Origin of the sequence: Arthrobacter sp. MAHUQ-56, assembly GCF_019710585.1 — a bacterium.
GTDB lineage: Bacteria > Actinomycetota > Actinomycetes > Actinomycetales > Micrococcaceae > Arthrobacter.
Genome location: NZ_JAIFZQ010000002.1, coordinates 255731 through 275169 on the forward strand (window position 1 = coordinate 255731; position 19439 = coordinate 275169).

Here is a 19439-nt window from a genome sequence, read left to right on the forward strand (position 1 = left end):
CGATCACTGGTCTTTATGGTGGCATAGGCACCATGAGGCGGCGATGGGGAACCCTCCCCATGCTGTCCCGGCGCAGGTGCCCGTGGCACGATTACCTGTATAACAAGGGCACGCACTCCAGCGCAGCCGCGCATGTCCAAAAGGAAATGACGATCAAAAAGGAATTGAAACAGGTCGTTGACACGGCCGAGGACCTCACGAATTCCCGCACCCTCGAGGTTCTGGCCAGGACCGGTTTTGCGGTCAGCGGCATCCTGCACCTGCTCGTGGGTGCCATATCCATCCGGCTGGCAGCGGGTGGCACGGGCAGCGCGGATTTCAGCGGTGCGGTGGCCGAACTGGCCACCATGCCCGTTGGTCCGTTCCTGCTGTGGGGCAGCTTCGGCGCCTGCGCCGCGCTGTCGCTCTGGCAGGCCGGTGATGCGATCTTCGACTTCAACCACCAAGCGACCAAGACAAAGATCAAGAACAAAGCAAAGGCCAGCCTGCAGGCGATCGTGTACGGCGTCCTTGCCCTGACCCTGTGGCACTTCGCCACAGGCACCGGGACGGGCGGAGACAACCGCAAGGCCACCAGCGACTTCACCGTCTCCATGATGGAAGCGCCCGGCGGGGTGGCGCTGCTGGTCCTGGTCGGCCTTGCCGTCGCCGTTACGGGCGTGGCCTACGGCATGCGGGGGCCAAGGAAGTCATTCGAGAAACAGCTGCGGATGCCGGAGCGCGGTGCGGCCCGGGTGGCGGTGACGAGTCTTGGCGTGGCCGGTTACCTGGCGAAAGGGATGGTCCTGCTGCTGACCGGCCTGCTGATCGTCATCGCCACGATCAAAGAGCATCCGGAGGATTCCACGGGACTGGACGGGGGCCTTCGGGCCCTCCGCGACCAGCCACTGGGTCCATATCTCCTCGCAGCAGTGGGGGCCGGGCTGGTCTGCTATGGCGCCTACATGATCATGCGCGCCCGGCTGGCCAGAATGACCAAGTAACCGCCTGCGCGGTGGCTAGGGTGGGAACATGCCCCAGGTACGTGCCGAACGCCTCATCCGGATCGACCCGGAGACAGCCTTCGCCCTTTCCCAGACCACAGGCGGTTTCCGGCTTAAGTGGGACCCCTTCATCTCCGCGCAGGGCTTCCTGGACGGGGCGGAAGCGGCGGGCAAGGGCGTCCGCACCCGGACCAGGTCGCGGCTGGGCCTAATCATGGTCAGCGAGTATGTTTCCTATGCCCCGCCTCGGAATGTGGGCATGACCATGGTGGCCGGGCCGTGGTTCTTCGCCAACTTCGGCGGCGGCTGGCGTTTCACGGCGGACGACGGCGGCACGCGGGCAGTCTGGAAGTACACCTTTTCGTGCCGGCCGGCTTTGCTGCGGCCTGTGATGGAGTGGATCGGTGCCCGGCTGCTGGGGCATGAGATCGAACGGCGGATCGAGGCGTTCGCCCGCGCATGCGAGGACGACGCCCTGCTGGCGGAGTTCCGGGCGCTCAACTCCTAGGACCACCCGGCGGCTAGGGAACGGCGATCACGGCCACCGCGCGCTGGGTGCCGTCCCGCAGTTCGACGCTCGAGATGCTGGCGAGCTGGATGGGCGTTGCCCCGGTGATCTTGACCTTTCCGCTGGGGGTGGCTGTCCAGGCGCAGGCACGGTCCTCGCCGCCGGCCCGGTCCCGGACCCACAGCGACAACGTGCCCTGGGACGGCAGGCTGCTCCCGCTGACCGCCAGTTCGGTGCCCCAGGTCTTCCTGGCCATGTCGATATTGACCTGCAGCCCGCTGCCGGCAGCCACGGAGTAGGTGGCATCCGGCTGCGGCGGACGGACGAGCAACGGGCCCACGGCAAGGCCCACTGCCAGGCACGCAGCGGCGACGGCCCCCGCCAGCGCCGCCCACCGCCGTCGTACTTTCCGGCGCCGGCGTGCCAGTTCATCGAAAAGCTGCACGGGGACGCTGGCCGGGACTGCCCCGCTGCCGCCGGAAGCGGCAGTGAGGGCCACGGCGTCCGGCACGGGAAGGGCGTCCAGCAGCATGGGAACTTTCTCCAGCACCGCCAGTTCCTTCCGGCAGGCAGCACAAGCCTGCAGGTGCGATTCGAACAGGGCGGCGTCTGCCGCGTCCAGGCCACCCAGCACGTAGGCACCCATCAGGTAGTGCGGGTCTGCCGTGTTCACCGTTCCACCCCCATCTCGTCCAGGACGGTGCGCAGTGCCCGCAGGGCGTAGAACGCCCGGGACTTGACCGTTCCGGCGGGAATGTTGAGCTGGACCGCGGCCTCGTTAACGGTAAAGCGGCGGTAGTGCAGGGCCACCAGGACCTCGCGGTGCTCCCTGCTCAAACGCAGCAGTGCCTCCTCCATCAGGACCCGGTTGAGCAGCTCGTCGGCGCGCTCCACCACATCGGCGGGGTCGGTGAGGCCGCTTTCCAGCGCCTCGTGCGGGCGGCGCTGGCTCCGCCGGTAATTGTCGATCATGATGTTCCTGGCCGTTCGGTACAGATAGCTGCGGAAGCTGCCAGTGATGTCCGGGGCATGCTGCCAGACCCGCAGGACGGTTTCCTGCACCACGTCCTCGGCTATCTGGGGGTCGCGGGTGGCGCCCAGCACAAAGCGGCGCAGGGCATCGCCGTGCTCGCGGTAGATGGCCTCCACCACGTTCTCGTCGAGTGGCATGCCACTCCTCCCGTTCCCGTGCCTGCGTCCTGTGCTGTTAGACGCCGGACAGCCCGAAATGGTTCACCGTGGCAGGCTTCCACTGACCGGGGCCGCACTGAACCATTCTTCACCCGGGAGCGTCGTATGGGTTAGCGTCCGGCGATCCGACGCCGGGCCCCAGCCCAGGAGCACACCATGAAGAAAACCATCGGGGCAGGATTTGCCGTCCTGGCCCTGGCGGCGGCCCTGGCCGCCTGCGGCAGCAACAGCGGAAGCACCACGGCCAGCAGCCCGGCCACCAGTACCGCGGCAGCCAGCGGCACTGCCTCCCCGACAGCAGCGGCGTCCGGGTCCGGATCGGCGCAAGCCAGCGCAGCGGCTGAGCTGATGACGGCGTCCTCGTCAGCGGGCACCATCGTGGTGGATGCGAAGGGTATGAGCGTCTACTTCTTCACGAAGGATACGAAGGGTTCCGGGACGAGTGCCTGCACGGGCGCGTGCCTGGTGCAGTGGCCTCCTGTGACCACCACGTCCGCAACACCCAGCGCGTCGGGGGTGACCGGAACCTTGGGCACCATCACGACTCCTGACGGCAAGAAGCAGGTGACCCTCAACGGCATGCCGCTGTACTACTTCGCCAAGGACACCAAGGCGGGCGACGTCCTGGGCCAGGGCGTCAACAACGTCTGGTACCTCGCGAATCCTTCCGGTGACATGATCAAGCCGGCAGGCGGCCAGACCTACTGACGCTGCCTTCGGGCAGCGGCACTACCGCAGCGGAACGTCCGGGATCTTGCTGGGCAGCGGCATCTCCGTCGGGGCGGGAACGGGCAGCTTCGGGGCCTCATCGAGGCCCTTCCTGACGTCCTCCGCGACGGAGCCCGGCGTTGTCGGCTGCGCGGGGTTCTTCCCGCCCGGTTGTCCGTGCGTGGGAGCATTGCCCGGCCGGCCCGGCGCGGTCGACGGCGTCCCGGCAGCGGGGGCCGGCGCGGTTGCCGCGGCGGTGGGGACGGCGTCCGGGCTCGTTGACGGTGCCGGGGCAGCCGGACGGGGAGCCGGCACATCGCCGCCGGTGCTTCCCGTGGGCGCTGCGGAAGTCCCGGTCACGAACGACGTGACGGCCTGGTTCAGCTGGGCGAAGGAGTCGCGGAGGCCCTGGTCGGAGGCGACGGCGACCGCACCGCCGGCGGCGAGCGAGGCAGCCACCGACAACGTGGTCAGCGTGATGCGGCGCTTCGCCCTGCGGCGGGCCGCCAGCTCGTCGGCCGGGCGCCCGGCATGGCGCATGGCGGCGGGTTGGGCGGTGGCCGGTTCCACGACCTGCAGGTCGACGGCGGTCAGCGTTGCCGTTGCCGGGCTGGCGGCGCGGGCAGTGCCGGCACCGGCCATCAGCGCGGCGACGTCGGCAGACGGCGCGGGCGCCTGCGCTGCCAGCGCACGCAGCTGGAGCAGGGCGGGACGAAGCTGGCCGTCGTCGTCCAGGTCCGCTTCGAGCAGGAGCTGGTCAACGAACCGGTCGTTGCGGGAGCCTGCGGTGTCACTCATTGTTCGCCTGGTTTCTTTTGAGCGTTTGTGCCTTGAGGTTTTGGAGGGCCCTGCGCTGGAGCTGCTTGACGGCTCCGGCACTCTTGCCCATGATGGCGGCCACCTGGTCGATGGACAGGTCGGCCACGACGCGAAGGGCCAGGACCTCCTGGTGTTCCTCGCTGAGTCCTTCCAGCATGGCTTCCGCGCCGCTGGCCAGTTCGACGGCATGGTCCTCCGCGGAGGGCGTGGTCCGGCCGTCCGTCAGGGGGTCATACGGGGTGAGCTGCGGCCGGCGTTCCAGCCGGCGGTAGTGATCCACCATGCGGGCGTGGGCAATCGAGAAGAGCAGCGATTTGGCGCCCTGCACCCCGCCGGTGAGGCTGCCGATCCTGGGGTAAAAAGCCAGGAAAACGTCCTGGGTGACGGCCTCGGGATCATCGAGCCCGCGCGCCTTGAGGTACCCCTGTACCGGGCCGGCGAAGGTGCGGTAGGCAACGTCGAACAACACGGCCGGATCCGTCCCGGCCGTGTCGTCGAATATGTCAATCTCGTCCTGGGCCAAAGTGTCCAGCACCAGCGGCTCCTCCATCGCGGGGGGCGCATGCCACTCCCGGTTTCCGGCGCGGACTGCCCGCCCCCATGGTTTTCCGGCTGCCTCGTTGCGGGTCTTTCCGGGCTGCTGCCCGGCTGCCTGGACTGCGGCTGCAGCCGCAGTCCAGACTAGGCCAACTGTCTTAGCGGACAGAAACCGACGGAGCGTGGACCGCGTTGCCCCCGGCCGGAACAGCAGGCACGGCAGGAACGGCGGGCTCGCCGTCGACGCCCGGAACGGCAGGAACAGCCGGAACCGCGGGGGCGGACGGAACAGCCGGAACCTCGGGACGCTCAACCTTTGCGGAGGCGGAGCCCTTCGCTTCGGCGCTGCCCTTGGCGGCGGCCTCAGCCTTGGCTACGACATCGGTGCAGTAGCTCTCGATGTTCGCGTCACCCTTGGCGGCGATGGACAGCGAGGAAAACGCCTTCGAGGAAGCGTCCAGGCCGCCGTTGGTGTACGCGGTGCAGAGGCCCAGGGCGGCGGGACCGGCGGCGTCCACTGCGGTGTTGGCGTCAGCGGAGGCCGAGGTGCTGGCGGTGGCCCCGCTTTCGGAAGCCTCCGCCGTGGCGCCGGTCTCTGCTTCAGCAGTCGCGGTGGCGGTTGCGGTTGCGGTTGCGTCCGCTGCGGCCTCGGCTGCCTGCTTCGGGGCCGGGGCACCAAAGAGTTCGTGGGCGGTCTGCTGGGCTTCGGTGGGGAGGACACCCGAGACAGCGGCGGCACCGGTGCCTCCTACAGCCAGGGTTCCTGCTGCCAGGACTCCAGCGGCAACTTTGCTGGTGGCGAGAACGGTGAACACAGACATCTTTACTTCTCCAAACCTTGACGACACGTCCTACTGGATCCGGCTGGCGGACCCATCACCTGCTATATCGCCCCGGACCCCGCAAAGGTTACGGCCGGCAGGGATTCAGTCGATGAACGCGTCCGCAAGCAGGTCCGCGACCACCCTGGCCCGGCGCTCCTCCAGGTCCGGGATCCGGGCGGCCAGGTGCTGGATGTAGGCGCCCACTTCTTCGTCGTCGAGGACCAGCAGGTCCGCCTGCCGGCACAACCAGGCCGCGTTGAGCGCGGTGATGTTTTCACGTTCCAGCAGTTCCTCGAACTCGCCGTCGAGCTCCTCCATCCGGAGGACGCCGTCGGGAATGTCTCCCCGCTCGTCCGGTGTGCCGTCCAGGTAGTGCACGGCATCTTCGTCGGACAGGCTGTCGTACGCCTCGACCGTGCGGTTGAAGAGGTCCAGGTGGGCGGCCGCCCCCATGCCCGCCATGCCTTCCCGGATCAGGGTGTCCGTCTCCGCGCGGTCCCCTGCGGTGAAGACGTACTGCGCGAACCCGCCCTCCAGTGCCTGGCTGAGGTAGAAATCCACGTAGTAGCTGCGGACTGCTGCCGGGGACATCTCCTCCAGGTGCAGGAGGGCGGCATGCATGGCGTCCACCACGCTGACGTTGGCCGCCACCGCTTCCTCGCTGCCGGCTTCGACGCTGCTGCTGGTCAGGACGACGGGCTGCTGGCTGGTGATCATGGGAATCCTTACTGCTGGTACTGGTGGCGCTGTGGACGCCTTCACGGTACGGCCGCCAGTTCACGCCAGTGCTGGAGAAAAAATGAACGCCAGGCGAAGTTTCCGGGTCTGTTGGGGAACCTCCGGCGGCAGGCGGCGCGGCCATGGGCTGCCGCCCGGCGAACTAAGATGGATCAGATAACCACCCACCGGACCCGGCTCCGCCGTGGCCTGCTGAAAGTAGCGTTCCATGCCAACCCAACCGGACGAAAGTGCGGCCCTGGCAATACAGACTCCCGCGATCAACGACCGCTCCCTCGCGGCCGGGCTGGCCTATGCCATGGCCAGCCGCGTCTCGGGGATATCGTTCGACGCCGGGACGGGGCTGATGCTGGGCAAGGTCCGGGGAGGCGCGGACGTTCCGTACTCCACCACGGCCAAGCTGGTCCGGCGCGGGGGCGGCTGGAGCTGCACCGTAGGCGTGTGCAGCTGCCCGGTCCGCAAGGACTGCAAACACGTGGCGGCACTGCTCTTCGCGGCGGAGGACAACCCGGCCATCCGCGTCCAGTTGCTAACTCCGTCGGCGTCAACCCAAGTGTCCCACGCGCCCTCCGCAGCCCTTTCGGACTGGGAACAGGCACTGAGCCCGCTGATCTCCCAGCCCGGTACCACGCCCTCGGCCGCCGGCGTTCCCCTGGCGCTGCAGTTCGAGATTGAAGAACCGCCGCCGCACTTTTCCTACACCGGCCGCCGGGATCCGGTCCGCGGCGTCCGCCAGCTCAAGGTCCGGCCCGTCATCATGGGCGCCAAGGGCAAGTGGATCCGCGGCGACGTTTCCTGGAACACCCTGAGTTACCTGAACTTCCGGCGCGAATCGAACCAGGCGCATGTTGAGTGGCTGCAGGAGTTCCTGGCCGGCCATTCCTCCTCCGCCAGCCGGATCCACAACTCCGCCGGACTGTGGCTGGGCCTGAACTCCTACGCGGGGAAGAACCTCTGGGGCCTGCTGTCCGATGCCAAAAAGATCGGACTCGCCCTGGTCCACTCGCGCGGCAGCGAACCGGTCCGGCTCGCGGAGGCCCCCGCCGCCGTCGGGCTTTCCCTGAGCCGGTACGGCACGCCCGTGGCCGAACCGGGCAGCGCTGAAGGCGGTGCCGCGGCGCCCTCCCCGGAAAAGTCCGACGGCGGGCTCGAGCTGGCGCCGACCATCACCGTTGAGGGCGAAGAGGTTGATCCGGCATCCGTGGGGACGATCGGCCGCCCGGCCCACGGCATCTTCTTCACCACAGGTGAGGCCTCGCTCCCCGGGGTGCCCGACCCCGACGGCCTCATCACCCTGGCGCCGCTGGAGAGCGGGCTCAGTGCGGAGCTGCTGGCGTTCGTCACGGCCGGGAGCCACCTGCATATTCCGGCCAAGGACGAGACGCGCTTCCTCACTAATTTCTATCCCAAGCTCAAGCAGACCGCCCGGGTCAGCGCGCGGGACGAGTCCGTGGAGCTGCCGGAGCTGGCTGTTCCCACCCTGTCCCTGCTGGCCAACTACGGGGCCGACCACCGGGTCCGGCTGCATTGGGAGTGGCACTACCGGACCGGCAAGCTGGTCACGGCGCAGCCCCTGTGGCGGCACCCCGGCGATGCCGGCTACCGCGACGACACTGCGGAATCCCGCATCCTGGAAGGCGTCGGCCAGCCGTGGGAGGTGGTGGCCGCCCTGGGCGAATCCGCCACCGGCGGCTGGGGTACGCCCCGGCTGGCGGCATCGGCCGAGCTGACGGGCCTGGACACGCTGGCGTTCACCGAGGAAGTGCTGCCGCGCCTGCGCGAGGCTCCGGACGTCGAGGTGGAGACGGCGGGTGACATCGCCGACTACCGGGAGGCCGGGGAAGCCCCCGTGGTCTCCATCTCCACCAAGGCCACCGAGCAGCGGGACTGGTTCGACCTCGGCATCCAGATTTCCCTGGAAGGCCAGCCGGTCTCCTTCGCCGCGGTGTTTTCCGCCCTCGCCGCCGGCCAGACCAAGATGCTGCTGCCCAGCGGCGCCTACTTTTCACTGGACCTGCCGGAACTGCATCAGCTGCGGGCCCTGATCGAGGAGGCCCGCTCGCTGCAGGACACCAAGGACGCGCCGCTGCAGATCAGCCGCTTCCAGGCAGGGCTGTGGGACGAATTGGCGCAGCTGGGCATCGTCGACCAGCAGGCGGCAGCGTGGCGGTCGACGGTGGGCGGGCTCCTGGAAGGCGGCACCGACGGGCTGCCACTGCCATCGTCCCTGAACGCCGAGCTGCGCCCGTACCAGCTGGAGGGCTACAACTGGCTCTCCTTCCTCTATAAGCACGGCCTGGGCGGCGTCCTCGCGGACGACATGGGCCTCGGCAAGACTGTCCAGGCGCTGGCACTGATGTGCGCGGCGAAGGAACTGGCCGTTGAAACTGCCGCGGCGGCCGCGCCACGGGACCACGCGTCCGAAGACCACGCCGACGGCGGTGCTGCCGCCACGTCCGCAGGCCGGCCCGCCGCCGTCGCGCCTTTCCTGGTGGTGGCGCCCACCAGCGTGGTGGGCAACTGGGCCCTCGAAGCCGCCCGGTTCGCCCCCGGCCTCACCGTCCGGACTGTCGGTGAGACGTTCGGCAAGAGCGGGCTGGACCCGGTGGAGTCCTTGGGCGGGGCCGACGTCGTCATCACCTCCTATGCCCTGTTCCGCATCGACTACGACTCCTATGCCTCCCTGCGCTGGGCGGGCCTGGTCCTGGACGAGGCGCAGTTCGTGAAGAACCACCAGTCCAAGGCCTACCAGTGCGCGCGGAAGCTGCCGGCCGGGTTCAAGCTGGCTATCACCGGCACGCCGCTGGAGAACAACCTCATGGAGTTCTGGGCGCTCACGTCCATCGTGGCTCCCGGACTGTTCTCCAGCCCCAAACGGTTCGCGGAGTACTACCAGAAGCCGGTGGAGAAGAACGGCGACAAGGGGAAGCTGGAGAAGCTGCGGCGCCGGGTCCGGCCGCTGATGATGCGGCGCACCAAGGACCAGGTGATCAAGGACCTGCCGCCCAAGCAGGAGCAGGTGCTGGAAGTGGTGCTGAACCCGCGCCACCAGAAGGTCTACCAGACGCACCTGCAGCGCGAGCGGCAAAAAATCCTGGGCCTGATCGAGGACGTCAACAAGAACCGGTTCACGATTTTCCAGTCGCTGACGCTGCTGCGGCAGCTCAGCCTGGACGTCTCGCTGGTGGACCCCGCGCTGTCCGCCGTCCGGTCCAGCAAGCTGGACGTCCTGTTCGAGCAGCTCGAGGACCTGGTGGCCGAGGGGCACCGGGCGCTGATCTTCAGCCAGTTCACCGGTTTTTTGGGGAAGGTGCGCGAGCGGCTGGACGAGGAGCAGATCGAATACTGCTACCTCGACGGCGGCACGCGGAACCGTGCCGACGTGGTCAGCGAGTTCAAGAACGGCAGCGCGCCGGTGTTCCTCATTTCGCTGAAGGCCGGCGGTTTTGGGCTCAACCTCACGGAGGCCGACTACGTCTTCCTGCTCGATCCGTGGTGGAACCCTGCCTCCGAGGCGCAGGCGGTGGACCGGACGCACCGGATCGGCCAGGCGCGCAACGTGATGGTGTACCGGCTGGTCGCGAAGGACACCATTGAGGAAAAGGTCATGGCACTGAAGACCCGGAAGTCGCAGCTCTTCGCGGACGTCATGGAAGGCGACGCCCTGGCCGGCGGAGCCATCACGGCCGAGGACCTTGCCGGGCTGTTCAAGGAGTAGGGTCCCGGCAGCCTATGCTGGTCCCCAACGCAAAACTACAACGTTGGAGACCCCCATGCCCCAGCAGCAGTCCGCCCAGGAAACCCCGGCGTTGCCGGCACTGGCTCCCCTGCGCCCGGACGCCTTCACAGTCCCGTACCGCGATCCGGCCTGGGACGGACCCACCGACCCGGTCCTGGTCGCCGACCACCTGAAGGGCGAGTGGGTCCTGTTCTACACCCAGCGCCGCGCCACGCAGCCGGGGCTCAGCGGCGTCGAATGGGTGCACGGGACCGGCATCGGCGTCGCGAGATCTTCCGACGGCGGCGCAACCTGGCGCTATCAAGGCACCGTGGACGGACTCGTCCCGCCCGGAACGGAACTGCCGGCAACCCTCTGGGCGCCCGACGTCGTCCGCATTGGGGACCAATGGATCATGTACCTCACGGTCCTGGGCGGCAGGCGGACCGACTGGACCGGCAGCGCCGGGATCGTCCAGTTCGCGAGCCGGGACCTGGAGACGTGGGAGTACCTGGGCCGCATCGACCTGGACTCGCCGCGGGTGATCGACGCCGCCGTGGCCCGGTGCGGGGACGGCCGGTACCGGCTCTGGTACAAGGACGAGTCCCGCGGCTCCAACACCTGCAGCGCGGTGAGCGATACCCCGGAGGACCCGTCGTCGTGGACTTTGGAAGGCGTGGCCATCCCGGGCCGCCCGCACGAAGGGCCCAAGGTCTTCCGGCTCGGCGGCAGCTACTGGATGGTCGTGGACGAATGGCGCGGCCAGGCCGTGTACCGTTCGGACGACGGTGCAGGAGGCTGGACCCGGCAGGACCATCTGGACGGGCTGATCCTCACGGCGCCGGAGAGCGTGGACGGAAGGCCCGTCGTCGGGCGCCATGCGGACGTGGTGCCCCTTGCGGACACTCGAACGTCCGACGACGGTACGCAGCGTGCGCTGCTGGTCTACTTCACGCACCCCTACTGGGGCGGCGAGGAGATCGACAGGATGGCGCCGGATCCGCGGACCCGCCTCAGCCATGTCCGTGCAGCGGTGCTGGAGGTGCGGGACGGCATCCTGGTGTGCGTCGAGCACTGAGAAAAGTGGAGCACTGAGTGCCGGGGCGGAATGTCGTCGGGCACAACGAAGGGCCAAACCCTGGAACTATAAGCCGGCGGCTGCCGGCACCGGTCCAAGGTCTGGCCCTGACTCGTGTGCTGGGACCCTGGTGTGCACCCCAGGCTCGTGCACCGGGCGCCGCCCCCAGCAGGCGGGCGCCCGGCGGCTTGGAGGGTCTAGATCCGCTGCGGTGAGCCCAGTTCCACCGGGTCCTCGTCCGTCAGGTAGGCCAGCTCGGAGTGCGCTGCGAGGTCGATGCCGCGCAGTTCGTCCTCGGGCTTGATGCGCAGGCCAATGGTCTTGTCCAGGATCTTGGCCAGGACCCAGGTGATGCCGAAGGAGTAGACCAGCACCGTGACGGTGGCGAGGGACTGCACGCCCAGCAGTTCGAAACCGCCGCCGTAGAACAGGCCGCTGACGGCATTGGGTGCTGCGTCCGTGGCGAAGAGCCCGATCAGCAGGGTGCCCAGGATGCCTCCCACCAGGTGGACACCGACGACGTCGAGCGAGTCATCAAAGCCGAGCCGGAACTTCAGCTCGATGGCGAGCGAGCAGACAGCACCGGCGATGGCGCCGATGGCCAGGGCACCGAGCGGGCTGACCGCGCCACAGGCGGGGGTAATGGCCACCAGGGCGGAGATCAGGCCGGACGCGGCACCCATGCTGGTGGCTGCGCCATGGCGCACCCGCTCCACGAGGGCCCACGCAAGGAGGCCTGCGGAAGCTGCCACCGCGGTGTTCAGGAAGACCACCGACGCCGACTGGCCGGCGGAGAGCGCGGAGCCGGCGTTGAAGCCAAACCAGCCCACCCACAGCAGGCCTGCGCCCACCAGTACCAGCGGCCGGCTGTGCGGCTTGGCGTGCTCCACCTTGGGCCAGCCGGAGCTCTTGCCCAGGACCAGCGCCAGGGCCAGGGCTGCGGCGCCGGCGTTCATGTGCACCGCGGTGCCGCCGGCGAAGTCGATGGCCTTGATGCCGTTGGCAATCCAGCCCCCCACCGAGCTGCCGTCCGCCGAGTTGAAAGCGAACACCCAGTGCGCAATGGGGAAGTAGACAATGGTGGCCCAGATGCCTGCGAACAGCATCCAGGCGCCGAACTTCATGCGTCCGGCAGCGGCTCCGGCTACCAGCGCCGTGGTAACGCAGGCGAAGAACAGCTGGAACGCGGCAAACAGAATGACCGGGATGGACGCCCCCTCGTCCGCGGCCAGCAGCTGCCCCATGCCGGGGAACTCGGTGACGTCACCGATGAGTCCCAGGCCGCCCACGGAGTTGCCGAAGGCCATGGAGTAACCGAACAGCGCCCAAAGCACTGCAACGAGGCTGGCGCCGCCGAAGCACATCATCATCATGTTGAGGATGCGGCGCGAGCCCACCATGCCCCCATAAAACAGGGCCAGGGCGGGGATCATCATGCAGACCAGCGCCGAGCTGGCCAAAATCCAAGCGACATTTCCCGAATCCATGGGAAACCCCTTTCAAGATGCGAAGAGAGAACGGTAAGTTGCCGCCAGGGCCGCTCCGTGGAGGGACGTGGACGGAGGGGCCACGTTCAGCGGAGGGGCGGCTGTTGCCGTCTGCTTCCAACTGTATGGCGGCCATTTTTGGGTGGGTTTCGGCTGTGTTAAATGGTGGTTTCAGTCATCCACACGCCAGTCCCAGGCGCCCCGCGGGACGCTTGCCGGACAGCCTTCTTCGGCGGCCCGGACCCGGGCATTGGACTGCGCGCCACGGCGGGGCCAAAGGATGCTCCGCTGGCGGCCACGCTCTTGCCCGGCGGACGGCCGCTAAGCTGAAACCGCCCAGCGAAACGGGGCAGCTACGGCCACCGGCCGCGGAAGGATAAAGGGAAATGGCGCGAGCGACAGTCCAGGACGTTGCCAGAACGGCGGGCGTGTCCGTCGGTACCGTCTCCCGGGTCCTGAACGGCAGCCCGGCAGTGAGTGCGTCGAGCAAGGAAAAAGTCACCGCGGCCGTGCGGCAGCTCAACTACCGCCCCCTGGCCTCGGCACGCGACCTGCGCCGCGACCGCACCATGCGCATCCTGGCGCTTGCCAAGAACCTGAACTCGCCGGTCATCAGCGAAGCCTTCCGGGGGGTCAGCGACGCTGCCGCGCTTTCCGGGTATGTCAGCCTCATCGCCCCTACGGCCGGTGACCCGGAACGTGAACAGCAGCTGGTGGACATGCTCCGGAACGGGTCCGTGGACGGCCTGGTGATGTTCTCCCCCACGATGCCGGACGAGGACATTGCGGACATGGCCGAACAGCAGAGCGTTGTCCAGGTCTGCGAGATTGCCAACGCCGACGCCGCCTTCGGGGTTGCCATCGACGACCGGCAGGCTGCCGTGGACATCACCCGGCACCTAATCCGGACCGGCGCCCGGCGCCTGGCAATGATCGGCAACCGGGCGGCCCGCTCCGGGCGGCTGCGTGAGGAAGGCTTCCGCCAGGCAGCCGCTGAGGCGGGCCTGCCGCCCGACCAGATCCTGTTTTTCGAAGGAGATTTCGATTTCCGCACCGGCCGGGCCCAGGCCACGGACCTCCTGAAGGCGGATCCGCTTCCCGACGCCGTGTTCTGCGGCAGCGATACCGTGGCCGCGGGTTGCGTGCGGGCAATTACCGACGCCGGGCTGCGGGTCCCTGACGACATCGCCGTGGTGGGGTTTGACGATTCCGTGCAGGCGGAGATGTGCGTGCCGGAGCTGACCACCATCAGGCAGCCGGCCTACGAGATGGGCCGCCTCGCCTTCGAGGCACTCCTGGCCCGGATGACCACGCCGGGGCCGCACCGCAGGGGCAGGATGTTCCTCCCCCACAAACTGGTGATCAGGGACTCCACCAACAACTGATGGAGGGTTGACAGGCCAACGTGGCCCCTGTCACACTTCTGTGGAATCGATTCCAAAGTTACCGCGATGACGTTGAGCATCATTTTTGGAATCGATTCCACCGTCATCGAAAGAAGCCAGCCAGGCAAAGAAGCCGCGCTTAGGGCCTGCGGTCAGTACTGCACCGCCGCGCCCTTGCGCTTCCCCACAGACCCCCAAAGGAGCCACTTGTGGATTTGATTCGACGTTCTTCCGCGTTCCAGGAGGACACCGCACCGCTTGCAACCGGGACTGCTCCCGGCGCCGGTAACCAGCGACGCGCACGCACCGCCGCTGCCGTGGCCGCAGCCGTCGCCGTGGGCCTGCTGCTCAGCGGATGCGGCGGCGGCGCGGCCCCGCAGGGGGCGGACCAGCCGGCGGCCGCCGATCCGGCGTCCGCGGACTCCGCCGCCGGGAACCTCACCGTCTGCGGCGGAAAAGACGCCTCCGGCATTTACAAGGGCACCACGGAGGCGTTCACCGCGGCGAACGGCAAGGTCACCGCCAAGTACACCGAGATCGGGGCGACCACCGACGAAGCCCGCACCCAGGCCGTGCAGAGGCTCGAGGGCAAGTCCACCGAATGCGATATCTTTCTCACCGACGTCATTTGGACGTCCGAATTCGCGTCCCAGGGCTGGCTCCTGGACCAGACCAAACTCGTCGAGGCCAACAAGGAACGTCTCATCCCCTCAACCGTCGAGACCACCAAGTACGAGGACAAGTACTGGGCCTCGCCGTTCTTCACCAACGCAGGGCTCATCTACTACCAGAAGGACAAGGTAGCCAAGCCCGAAACATGGCAGCAGCTCTACAGCGAGGCGGCCAGGGCACCGGGCAACAGCTTCGTCTACCAGGGCAAGCAGTACGAGGGCCTCACCGTGAACTTCCTCGAGATGCTCTACAGCGCCGGCGGAGAAGTGCTGGACGACAAGGGAGAAGTCCGGATCGACTCGCCGGAAAGCCGGAAGGTGCTGGACTTCATGGTGAAGGGCCTCAAGGAGGGCTCGGCAGACCGCGCGGTGCTGACCTACAACGAGGACCCGGCACGCCTGGCCTATGAGTCTGGCAACTTCGGCTACCAGCGCAACTGGCCCCACGTCTACCGCCTCCTCAACGCCACCCCGCTGGCCGGCACCTTCGGAGTGGCTCCGCTTCCGGCCTGGGAAGGCGGCAAGGCGTCCGGCGTCCTTGGCGGGTGGAACCTCGCCATCTCGGCGCACTCCACCAACAAGGCCGCCGCCGTGGCCTTCATCAACTTCGCCACCACCCCGGACTGGCAGAAGCACGTGGCCATGGACTTCTCACAGGCCCCGGTCAACGAGGACGCCTACTCCGACGCGGGCGTCCTGGCGAAGATGCCATTTGCCACCGAACTGCTGGCTTCGGTCAAGGGTGCCAAGCCGCGCCCGATCTCCCCGGTCTACCCGCAGATTTCCCAGGCGATCTACAAGAACGTCTACGCCGTCCTGTCCGGTACTGCCTCCACGGAGGACGCGGTTAAGGCGATGGCCGGGGAGATCAAGGCCGCAAAGGCGAGCTTCTGACCATGGCTGTCAAGTTCCTTTCCCCGGGCAGCGGGGTGTCCGGTCGCGGCGTGAACGGCCGCGACCGGGCGGAGCGGCGCCTCGCCGTCCGGATGGCCGCCCCGTCCCTGGTCCTGATGGCGCTGGTGGCTGCGGTTCCCATCGGATATGCGCTCTGGCTGTCGCTGAACCAGTACAGCGTCCGCACCGCCGGCCTGTCGCGTTTCGTCGGCCTGGAGAACTACGTCAGCGCCCTGACCGGCCCGCACTGGTGGGCAGCCTTCGGACAGACGTTCCTGTTCGCAGGGCTCTCGGTCTCGCTGGAGTTGGTGCTCGGCACGGCCATGGCCCTGCTGCTGAACCTCGCTTTCCGGGGCCGGGCGCTGCTGCGCACCGTGGTGCTCCTGCCGTACGCCGTCGTGACCGTGGTCAGCGCGATCACCTGGGAAACGATGTTCCAACCCAACCTGGGCCTGGTCACCAACGTCCTCTCCATGCTGGGCCTGCCCGGCGGTGACGTGGTGTGGCTGGGTGAGCGCGGTTATGCGATGGCCGTGATCGTCCTTGCCGATATCTGGAAGACCACGCCGTTCGCGGCGCTGATCATCCTGGCCGGCCTGCAGGTCATCCCGGCCGAGACCTACGAGGCCGCGGAACTCGATGGTGCCAGCAAGTGGCAGGCGTTCATCGGCATCACCCTGCCCCTCCTGCGGCCGGCAATTGTGCTCGCGGCGATCTTCCGCACCATGGACGCACTGCGCGTCTTCGACCTTCCGTTCGTGCTGACCCGGGGCGCCAACGGCACCGAGTCCATGTCGATGCTGGCCTACACCCAACTGCGCGAAAACCGGCTGGTGGGCGAAGGGTCTGCGCTGTCCATCCTGACATTCCTTACCGTCATGGCCGTGTCGGTGGTCTACATCCGCTTCGCCGGAGGGAACATCCGGGACGTCGCCAAGGAGGAACAATGAGCATCCTGACCGCACAACGGACGACGACGGCACAGGCCCCTCTGCGTAAGGCACCGAAAAGGCGGCTCCGCGGAGAAGCAAAACTGCACCCGGTGGTCTGGGTCTTCGTGGTGGCCGTGATGGGCTTCTCGCTCATCCCCTTCTACTGGCTGGTCAACACCTCGCTCAAGACCGGCCCCAGCCTGTCCAAGGGCGAACTCTTCCCGAGCCAGCCCACCATCGGGAACTACCTGGCGGTGTTCCAGAACCCGGAATTCCTCCTGGCCCTGCGCAACTCGGTGATCATCGCCGTCGTCACCACCACCGTGGCGCTGGTGTTCGCGTCCTTCGCCGCCTATGCCCTCGCCAGGCTCAAGATGCGCCGCAAGGCGCTGATCCTGACCCTGATCCTCTCGGTGACCACGTTCCCGGCCATCGCCATCGCGGCCCCGATCTTCTCGATCTGGCGCGAGATCGGGCTGTACGACACCCTGTTGGGCCTCATCATCCCGAAGCTGACCTTCGCCTTGCCGCTGGCCATCTACACCCTGACCTCCTTCTTCAGGGAGATCCCGCGCGAGCTTGAGGAATCGGCCTACATGGACGGGGCCACGCCGTTCATGGCCTTCCGGAAAGTCATTTTGCCCCTGGCTGTCCCGGGCCTGGCGACCACAGCAATCCTCGTGTTCATCTCGGTATGGAATGAATTCCTGCTGGCCGTCACCCTGACCACGTCGCCCGAGGCCCGACCCGTTCCCGTGGCGATCGCATTCTTCAGCGGCACCAGCGAGTTCGACCAGCCGCTGGGCACCATCAGTGCGGCATCGGTGATCATCACCGTCCCGCTGGTCATCCTTGTGCTCCTTTGCCAAAGGCGTATCGTGTCCGGCATGACTGCCGGTGCCGTCAAAGGCTGAGGAAAACCCGCACCCACATACCAGTACCACCACACAAGAAAAGGAATATGCGTGAACAACGAGCAGTCCCCCAGCCAGCGGCCGGCCACTCCAGGAGAAGCCCCGTCCCGGGAGTTGAGGGTGGGCGTGGTCGGCATCGGCTGGGCCGGCCAGCAGCACCTGAAGGCCTACCACGACCTTGACGGGGTCCGGATCGTGTCGCTGGCAGGCATGGAGCAGGAACTCCGGGACAGCCTGCAGGCGGAATACTCCATTCCGAATGCCTTCGCCGACTGGAACGACATGCTGGACCACGGCGGCCTGGACGCCATCAGCGTGGCAGTGCCCACCTTCCTGCACGCCCCCATCGCCATTGCGGCACTCGAACGGGGAATTCATGTGCTGAGCGAAAAGCCCATCGCCCGCAACGCCATCGAAGGCCAGGCCATGGTGGACGCGGCACGCAAGGCCGGCCGCGTCCTGGACGTCGCGTTCAACCACCGCCGCCGCGGCGACATCCAGGCCCTCAAGGAAGTCATCGACGACGGCGGCCTGGGCCGGCCGTACTACGCCAAGGCATCCTGGCTCCGCCGCTCGGGCATTCCCACCCTGGGAAGCTGGTTCACCAACCCGGAGCTTGCCGGCGGCGGACCGCTGGCGGACATCGGCGTCCACGCACTGGACTACGCCCTGCACCTGCTCGGCGAACCGAAGGTGCTGGCTGTCTCCGCCGCCACCCACTCGGAGCTCGGCCCGCAGGGCAGGGGCGGCGGAAGCCGCTACACGGCGCAGGCCACCAGCCACGCCTTCGAGGTCGAGGACTTTGCCTCTGCATTCCTCCGGCTCGAAGGCGGCCGGACCCTGCTCCTGGAGGCGGCCTGGGCAACGTACCGGGAAACGGACGACCTGCTCGATTTCACGATTTACGGCACCGACGGCGGCGCCGAGCTGAAGGTGCAGGGCGCTCCGTTCCCGCCGGTTGGCCAGCTCCGGGTGTTCACGGACAAGGACGGCGAATCCGCCGACTACGTGCCTACCGTGCTGCCAGGCCGCGCCCACGACGCGGTGGTGGAAGACTTCGTGACCGCAGTGCGCGGCGGCGCGCAGGAATGGGCCAGGCATGACGGCTCCCTGGCGCTTTACCGCGCACAGATCATCGACGCGTGCTACCAGTCCGCGCTGGAGCAGAGGGAGGTTCGACTCTAATGAACGGCAAACTGAGGATCCGGGTCTGGAATGAAGGCCGCCACGAAGCCATCAACGAACCGTCCCACATCGGCGAGATCTACCCTGACGGCATCCACGGCGCCATCGCCGCGGGACTGCGTTCCCACCTTCCGGACGCGGACATCACGACGGCGGTCCTCGCCACGGACGAGGAACACGGACTGGCCGAGGAGGTGCTCGCCGACACGGACGTCCTGCTCTGGTGGGGCCACATGGCGCACGCCGAGGTGAGCGACGCCGTCGTCGAACGCGTCCACCGGCACGTGCTCGGCGGCATGGGGCTGATCGTGCTCCACTCGGGGCACTTCGCGAAGATCTTCACCAAACTGCTGGGCACCAGCTGCTCGCTGGCCTGGCGGAACGAAGGCGAACGGGAGCTGGTGTGGACCGTGAAGCCGTCGCACCCCATCGCCGAGGGCGTGGACAGCCCCATCGTCATCCCCGAGCAGGAAATGTACGGTGAGCTGTTCGACATCCCGGACCCCGACGACCTGATCTTCATCAGCTCCTTCGCAGGCGGCGAGGTGTTCCGGTCCGGCGTCACCTTCACCCGCGGCAAGGGCCGCATCTTCTACTTCAGCCCCGGGGACCAGGAGTACCCCGTGTACCACCACCCGCAGGTGCAGCGGGTCCTGGCCAACGGCGTGAAGTGGGCCGCGCAGCCCGGGCTGGACCGCTCGGCCCCCGCCGTGACGAACCCTGCCCGGGAGTGGTTCCAGGAGTAACAGCATCATTGACATCGGTTGCCGGTAAGCGCACATTGGGATCGTTGCCACGCAAGGTCCGGCAGGCTCTGGACGGGCACATCCCGCCCTGCCGGACCATTCCCGGAGCGGCTCAGCGCGC

18 protein-coding genes are annotated in these 19439 nt (G+C 67.7%); 11 read left to right on the plus strand and 7 right to left on the minus strand.

Going from position 1 to position 19439, the window contains the following annotated elements:
* Nucleotides 1-146 precede the first annotated feature (146 nt).
* Together K4G53_RS01300 and K4G53_RS01305 are read left to right on the plus strand one after the other, a co-directional pair.
* Nucleotides 147-983 (plus strand): DUF1206 domain-containing protein, encoded by an 837-nt coding sequence (locus K4G53_RS01300; RefSeq protein ID WP_221383682.1) that lies wholly within the window; start codon nt 147-149, stop codon nt 981-983.
* A gap of 28 nt (nt 984-1011) precedes the next feature.
* Nucleotides 1012-1491, plus strand: coding sequence for an SRPBCC family protein (locus K4G53_RS01305; RefSeq protein WP_221383683.1), 480 nt, complete (start codon nt 1012-1014; stop codon nt 1489-1491).
* Between the two features lie 13 nt (nt 1492-1504).
* Here K4G53_RS01305 and K4G53_RS01310 read toward each other — a convergent pair whose 3' ends face one another.
* A complete protein-coding gene (locus tag K4G53_RS01310) occupies nt 1505-2164 on the minus strand; it encodes a zf-HC2 domain-containing protein (protein WP_308287792.1) in 660 nt (219 codons plus the stop codon).
* Entirely contained in the window at nt 2161-2661 is a 501-nt protein-coding gene (locus tag K4G53_RS01315) for a sigma-70 family RNA polymerase sigma factor (protein WP_221383684.1), read from the minus strand. Before K4G53_RS01315 ends, K4G53_RS01310 begins: the two co-directional genes overlap by 4 nt.
* 177 nt (nt 2662-2838) lie before the next feature.
* Here K4G53_RS01315 and K4G53_RS01320 point away from each other — a divergent pair, with 177 nt between their 5' ends.
* Nucleotides 2839-3390 (plus strand): hypothetical protein, encoded by a 552-nt coding sequence (locus tag K4G53_RS01320; RefSeq protein WP_221383685.1) that lies wholly within the window; start codon nt 2839-2841, stop codon nt 3388-3390.
* 21 nt (nt 3391-3411) lie between these two features.
* Here K4G53_RS01320 and K4G53_RS01325 read toward each other — a convergent pair whose 3' ends face one another.
* The 4 genes from K4G53_RS01325 to K4G53_RS01340 form a co-directional block, all read right to left on the minus strand.
* Complete coding sequence (locus K4G53_RS01325) at nt 3412-4188, minus strand: hypothetical protein (protein WP_221383686.1); 777 nt, start codon at nt 4186-4188, stop codon at nt 3412-3414.
* Nucleotides 4181-4759: an RNA polymerase sigma factor gene (locus tag K4G53_RS01330; RefSeq protein ID WP_221383687.1), complete on the minus strand. Its 579-nt coding sequence runs from the start codon at nt 4757-4759 to the stop codon at nt 4181-4183. Before K4G53_RS01330 ends, K4G53_RS01325 begins: the two co-directional genes overlap by 8 nt.
* Before the next feature lie 145 nt (nt 4760-4904).
* On the minus strand, nt 4905-5567 hold the full coding sequence (locus tag K4G53_RS01335) for a protein tyrosine phosphatase (RefSeq protein ID WP_221383688.1): 663 nt from the start codon (nt 5565-5567) through the stop codon (nt 4905-4907).
* Nucleotides 5568-5672: 105 nt separating this feature from the next.
* Nucleotides 5673-6287, minus strand: coding sequence for a hypothetical protein (locus tag K4G53_RS01340; protein ID WP_260322983.1), 615 nt, complete (start codon nt 6285-6287; stop codon nt 5673-5675).
* 229 nt (nt 6288-6516) lie between these two features.
* Here K4G53_RS01340 and K4G53_RS01345 point away from each other — a divergent pair, with 229 nt between their 5' ends.
* Nucleotides 6517-10026 carry a DEAD/DEAH box helicase gene (locus K4G53_RS01345; RefSeq protein WP_221383689.1) on the plus strand — a complete coding sequence of 1170 codons (3510 nt, stop codon included), beginning with the start codon at nt 6517-6519 and terminating at the stop codon, nt 10024-10026.
* A gap of 55 nt (nt 10027-10081) precedes the next feature.
* Nucleotides 10082-11104: a glycoside hydrolase gene (locus K4G53_RS01350; RefSeq protein WP_221383690.1), complete on the plus strand. Its 1023-nt coding sequence runs from the start codon at nt 10082-10084 to the stop codon at nt 11102-11104.
* 197 nt (nt 11105-11301) lie between these two features.
* Here the strand turns inward: K4G53_RS01350 and K4G53_RS01355 are convergent, their stop codons facing one another.
* A complete protein-coding gene (locus K4G53_RS01355; RefSeq protein ID WP_221383691.1) occupies nt 11302-12591 on the minus strand; it encodes an ammonium transporter in 1290 nt (429 codons plus the stop codon).
* Nucleotides 12592-12977: 386 nt separating this feature from the next.
* Here K4G53_RS01355 and K4G53_RS01360 point away from each other — a divergent pair, with 386 nt between their 5' ends.
* The 6 genes from K4G53_RS01360 (at nt 12978) to K4G53_RS01385 (ending at nt 19318) form a co-directional block, all read left to right on the plus strand.
* The gene (locus tag K4G53_RS01360) at nt 12978-13976 is read left to right on the plus strand and encodes a LacI family DNA-binding transcriptional regulator (RefSeq protein ID WP_221383692.1); all 999 of its coding nucleotides are present in this window, start codon (nt 12978-12980) and stop codon (nt 13974-13976) included.
* Nucleotides 13977-14185: 209 nt separating this feature from the next.
* Complete coding sequence (locus tag K4G53_RS01365; RefSeq protein WP_308287793.1) at nt 14186-15541, plus strand: ABC transporter substrate-binding protein; 1356 nt, start codon at nt 14186-14188, stop codon at nt 15539-15541.
* Between the two features lie 2 nt (nt 15542-15543).
* Nucleotides 15544-16491 carry a carbohydrate ABC transporter permease gene (locus K4G53_RS01370; protein WP_221383693.1) on the plus strand — a complete coding sequence of 316 codons (948 nt, stop codon included), beginning with the start codon at nt 15544-15546 and terminating at the stop codon, nt 16489-16491.
* On the plus strand, nt 16488-17387 hold the full coding sequence (locus K4G53_RS01375; RefSeq protein ID WP_221383694.1) for a carbohydrate ABC transporter permease: 900 nt from the start codon (nt 16488-16490) through the stop codon (nt 17385-17387). The genes K4G53_RS01370 and K4G53_RS01375 overlap by 4 nt, the downstream gene beginning before the upstream one ends.
* 51 nt (nt 17388-17438) lie before the next feature.
* Entirely contained in the window at nt 17439-18572 is a 1134-nt protein-coding gene (locus K4G53_RS01380) for a Gfo/Idh/MocA family protein (RefSeq protein ID WP_221383695.1), read from the plus strand.
* Nucleotides 18572-19318, plus strand: a complete 747-nt coding sequence (locus K4G53_RS01385; RefSeq protein WP_221383696.1) for a ThuA domain-containing protein — start codon at nt 18572-18574, stop codon at nt 19316-19318. Before K4G53_RS01380 ends, K4G53_RS01385 begins: the two co-directional genes overlap by 1 nt.
* Nucleotides 19319-19439: the final 121 nt, after the last annotated feature.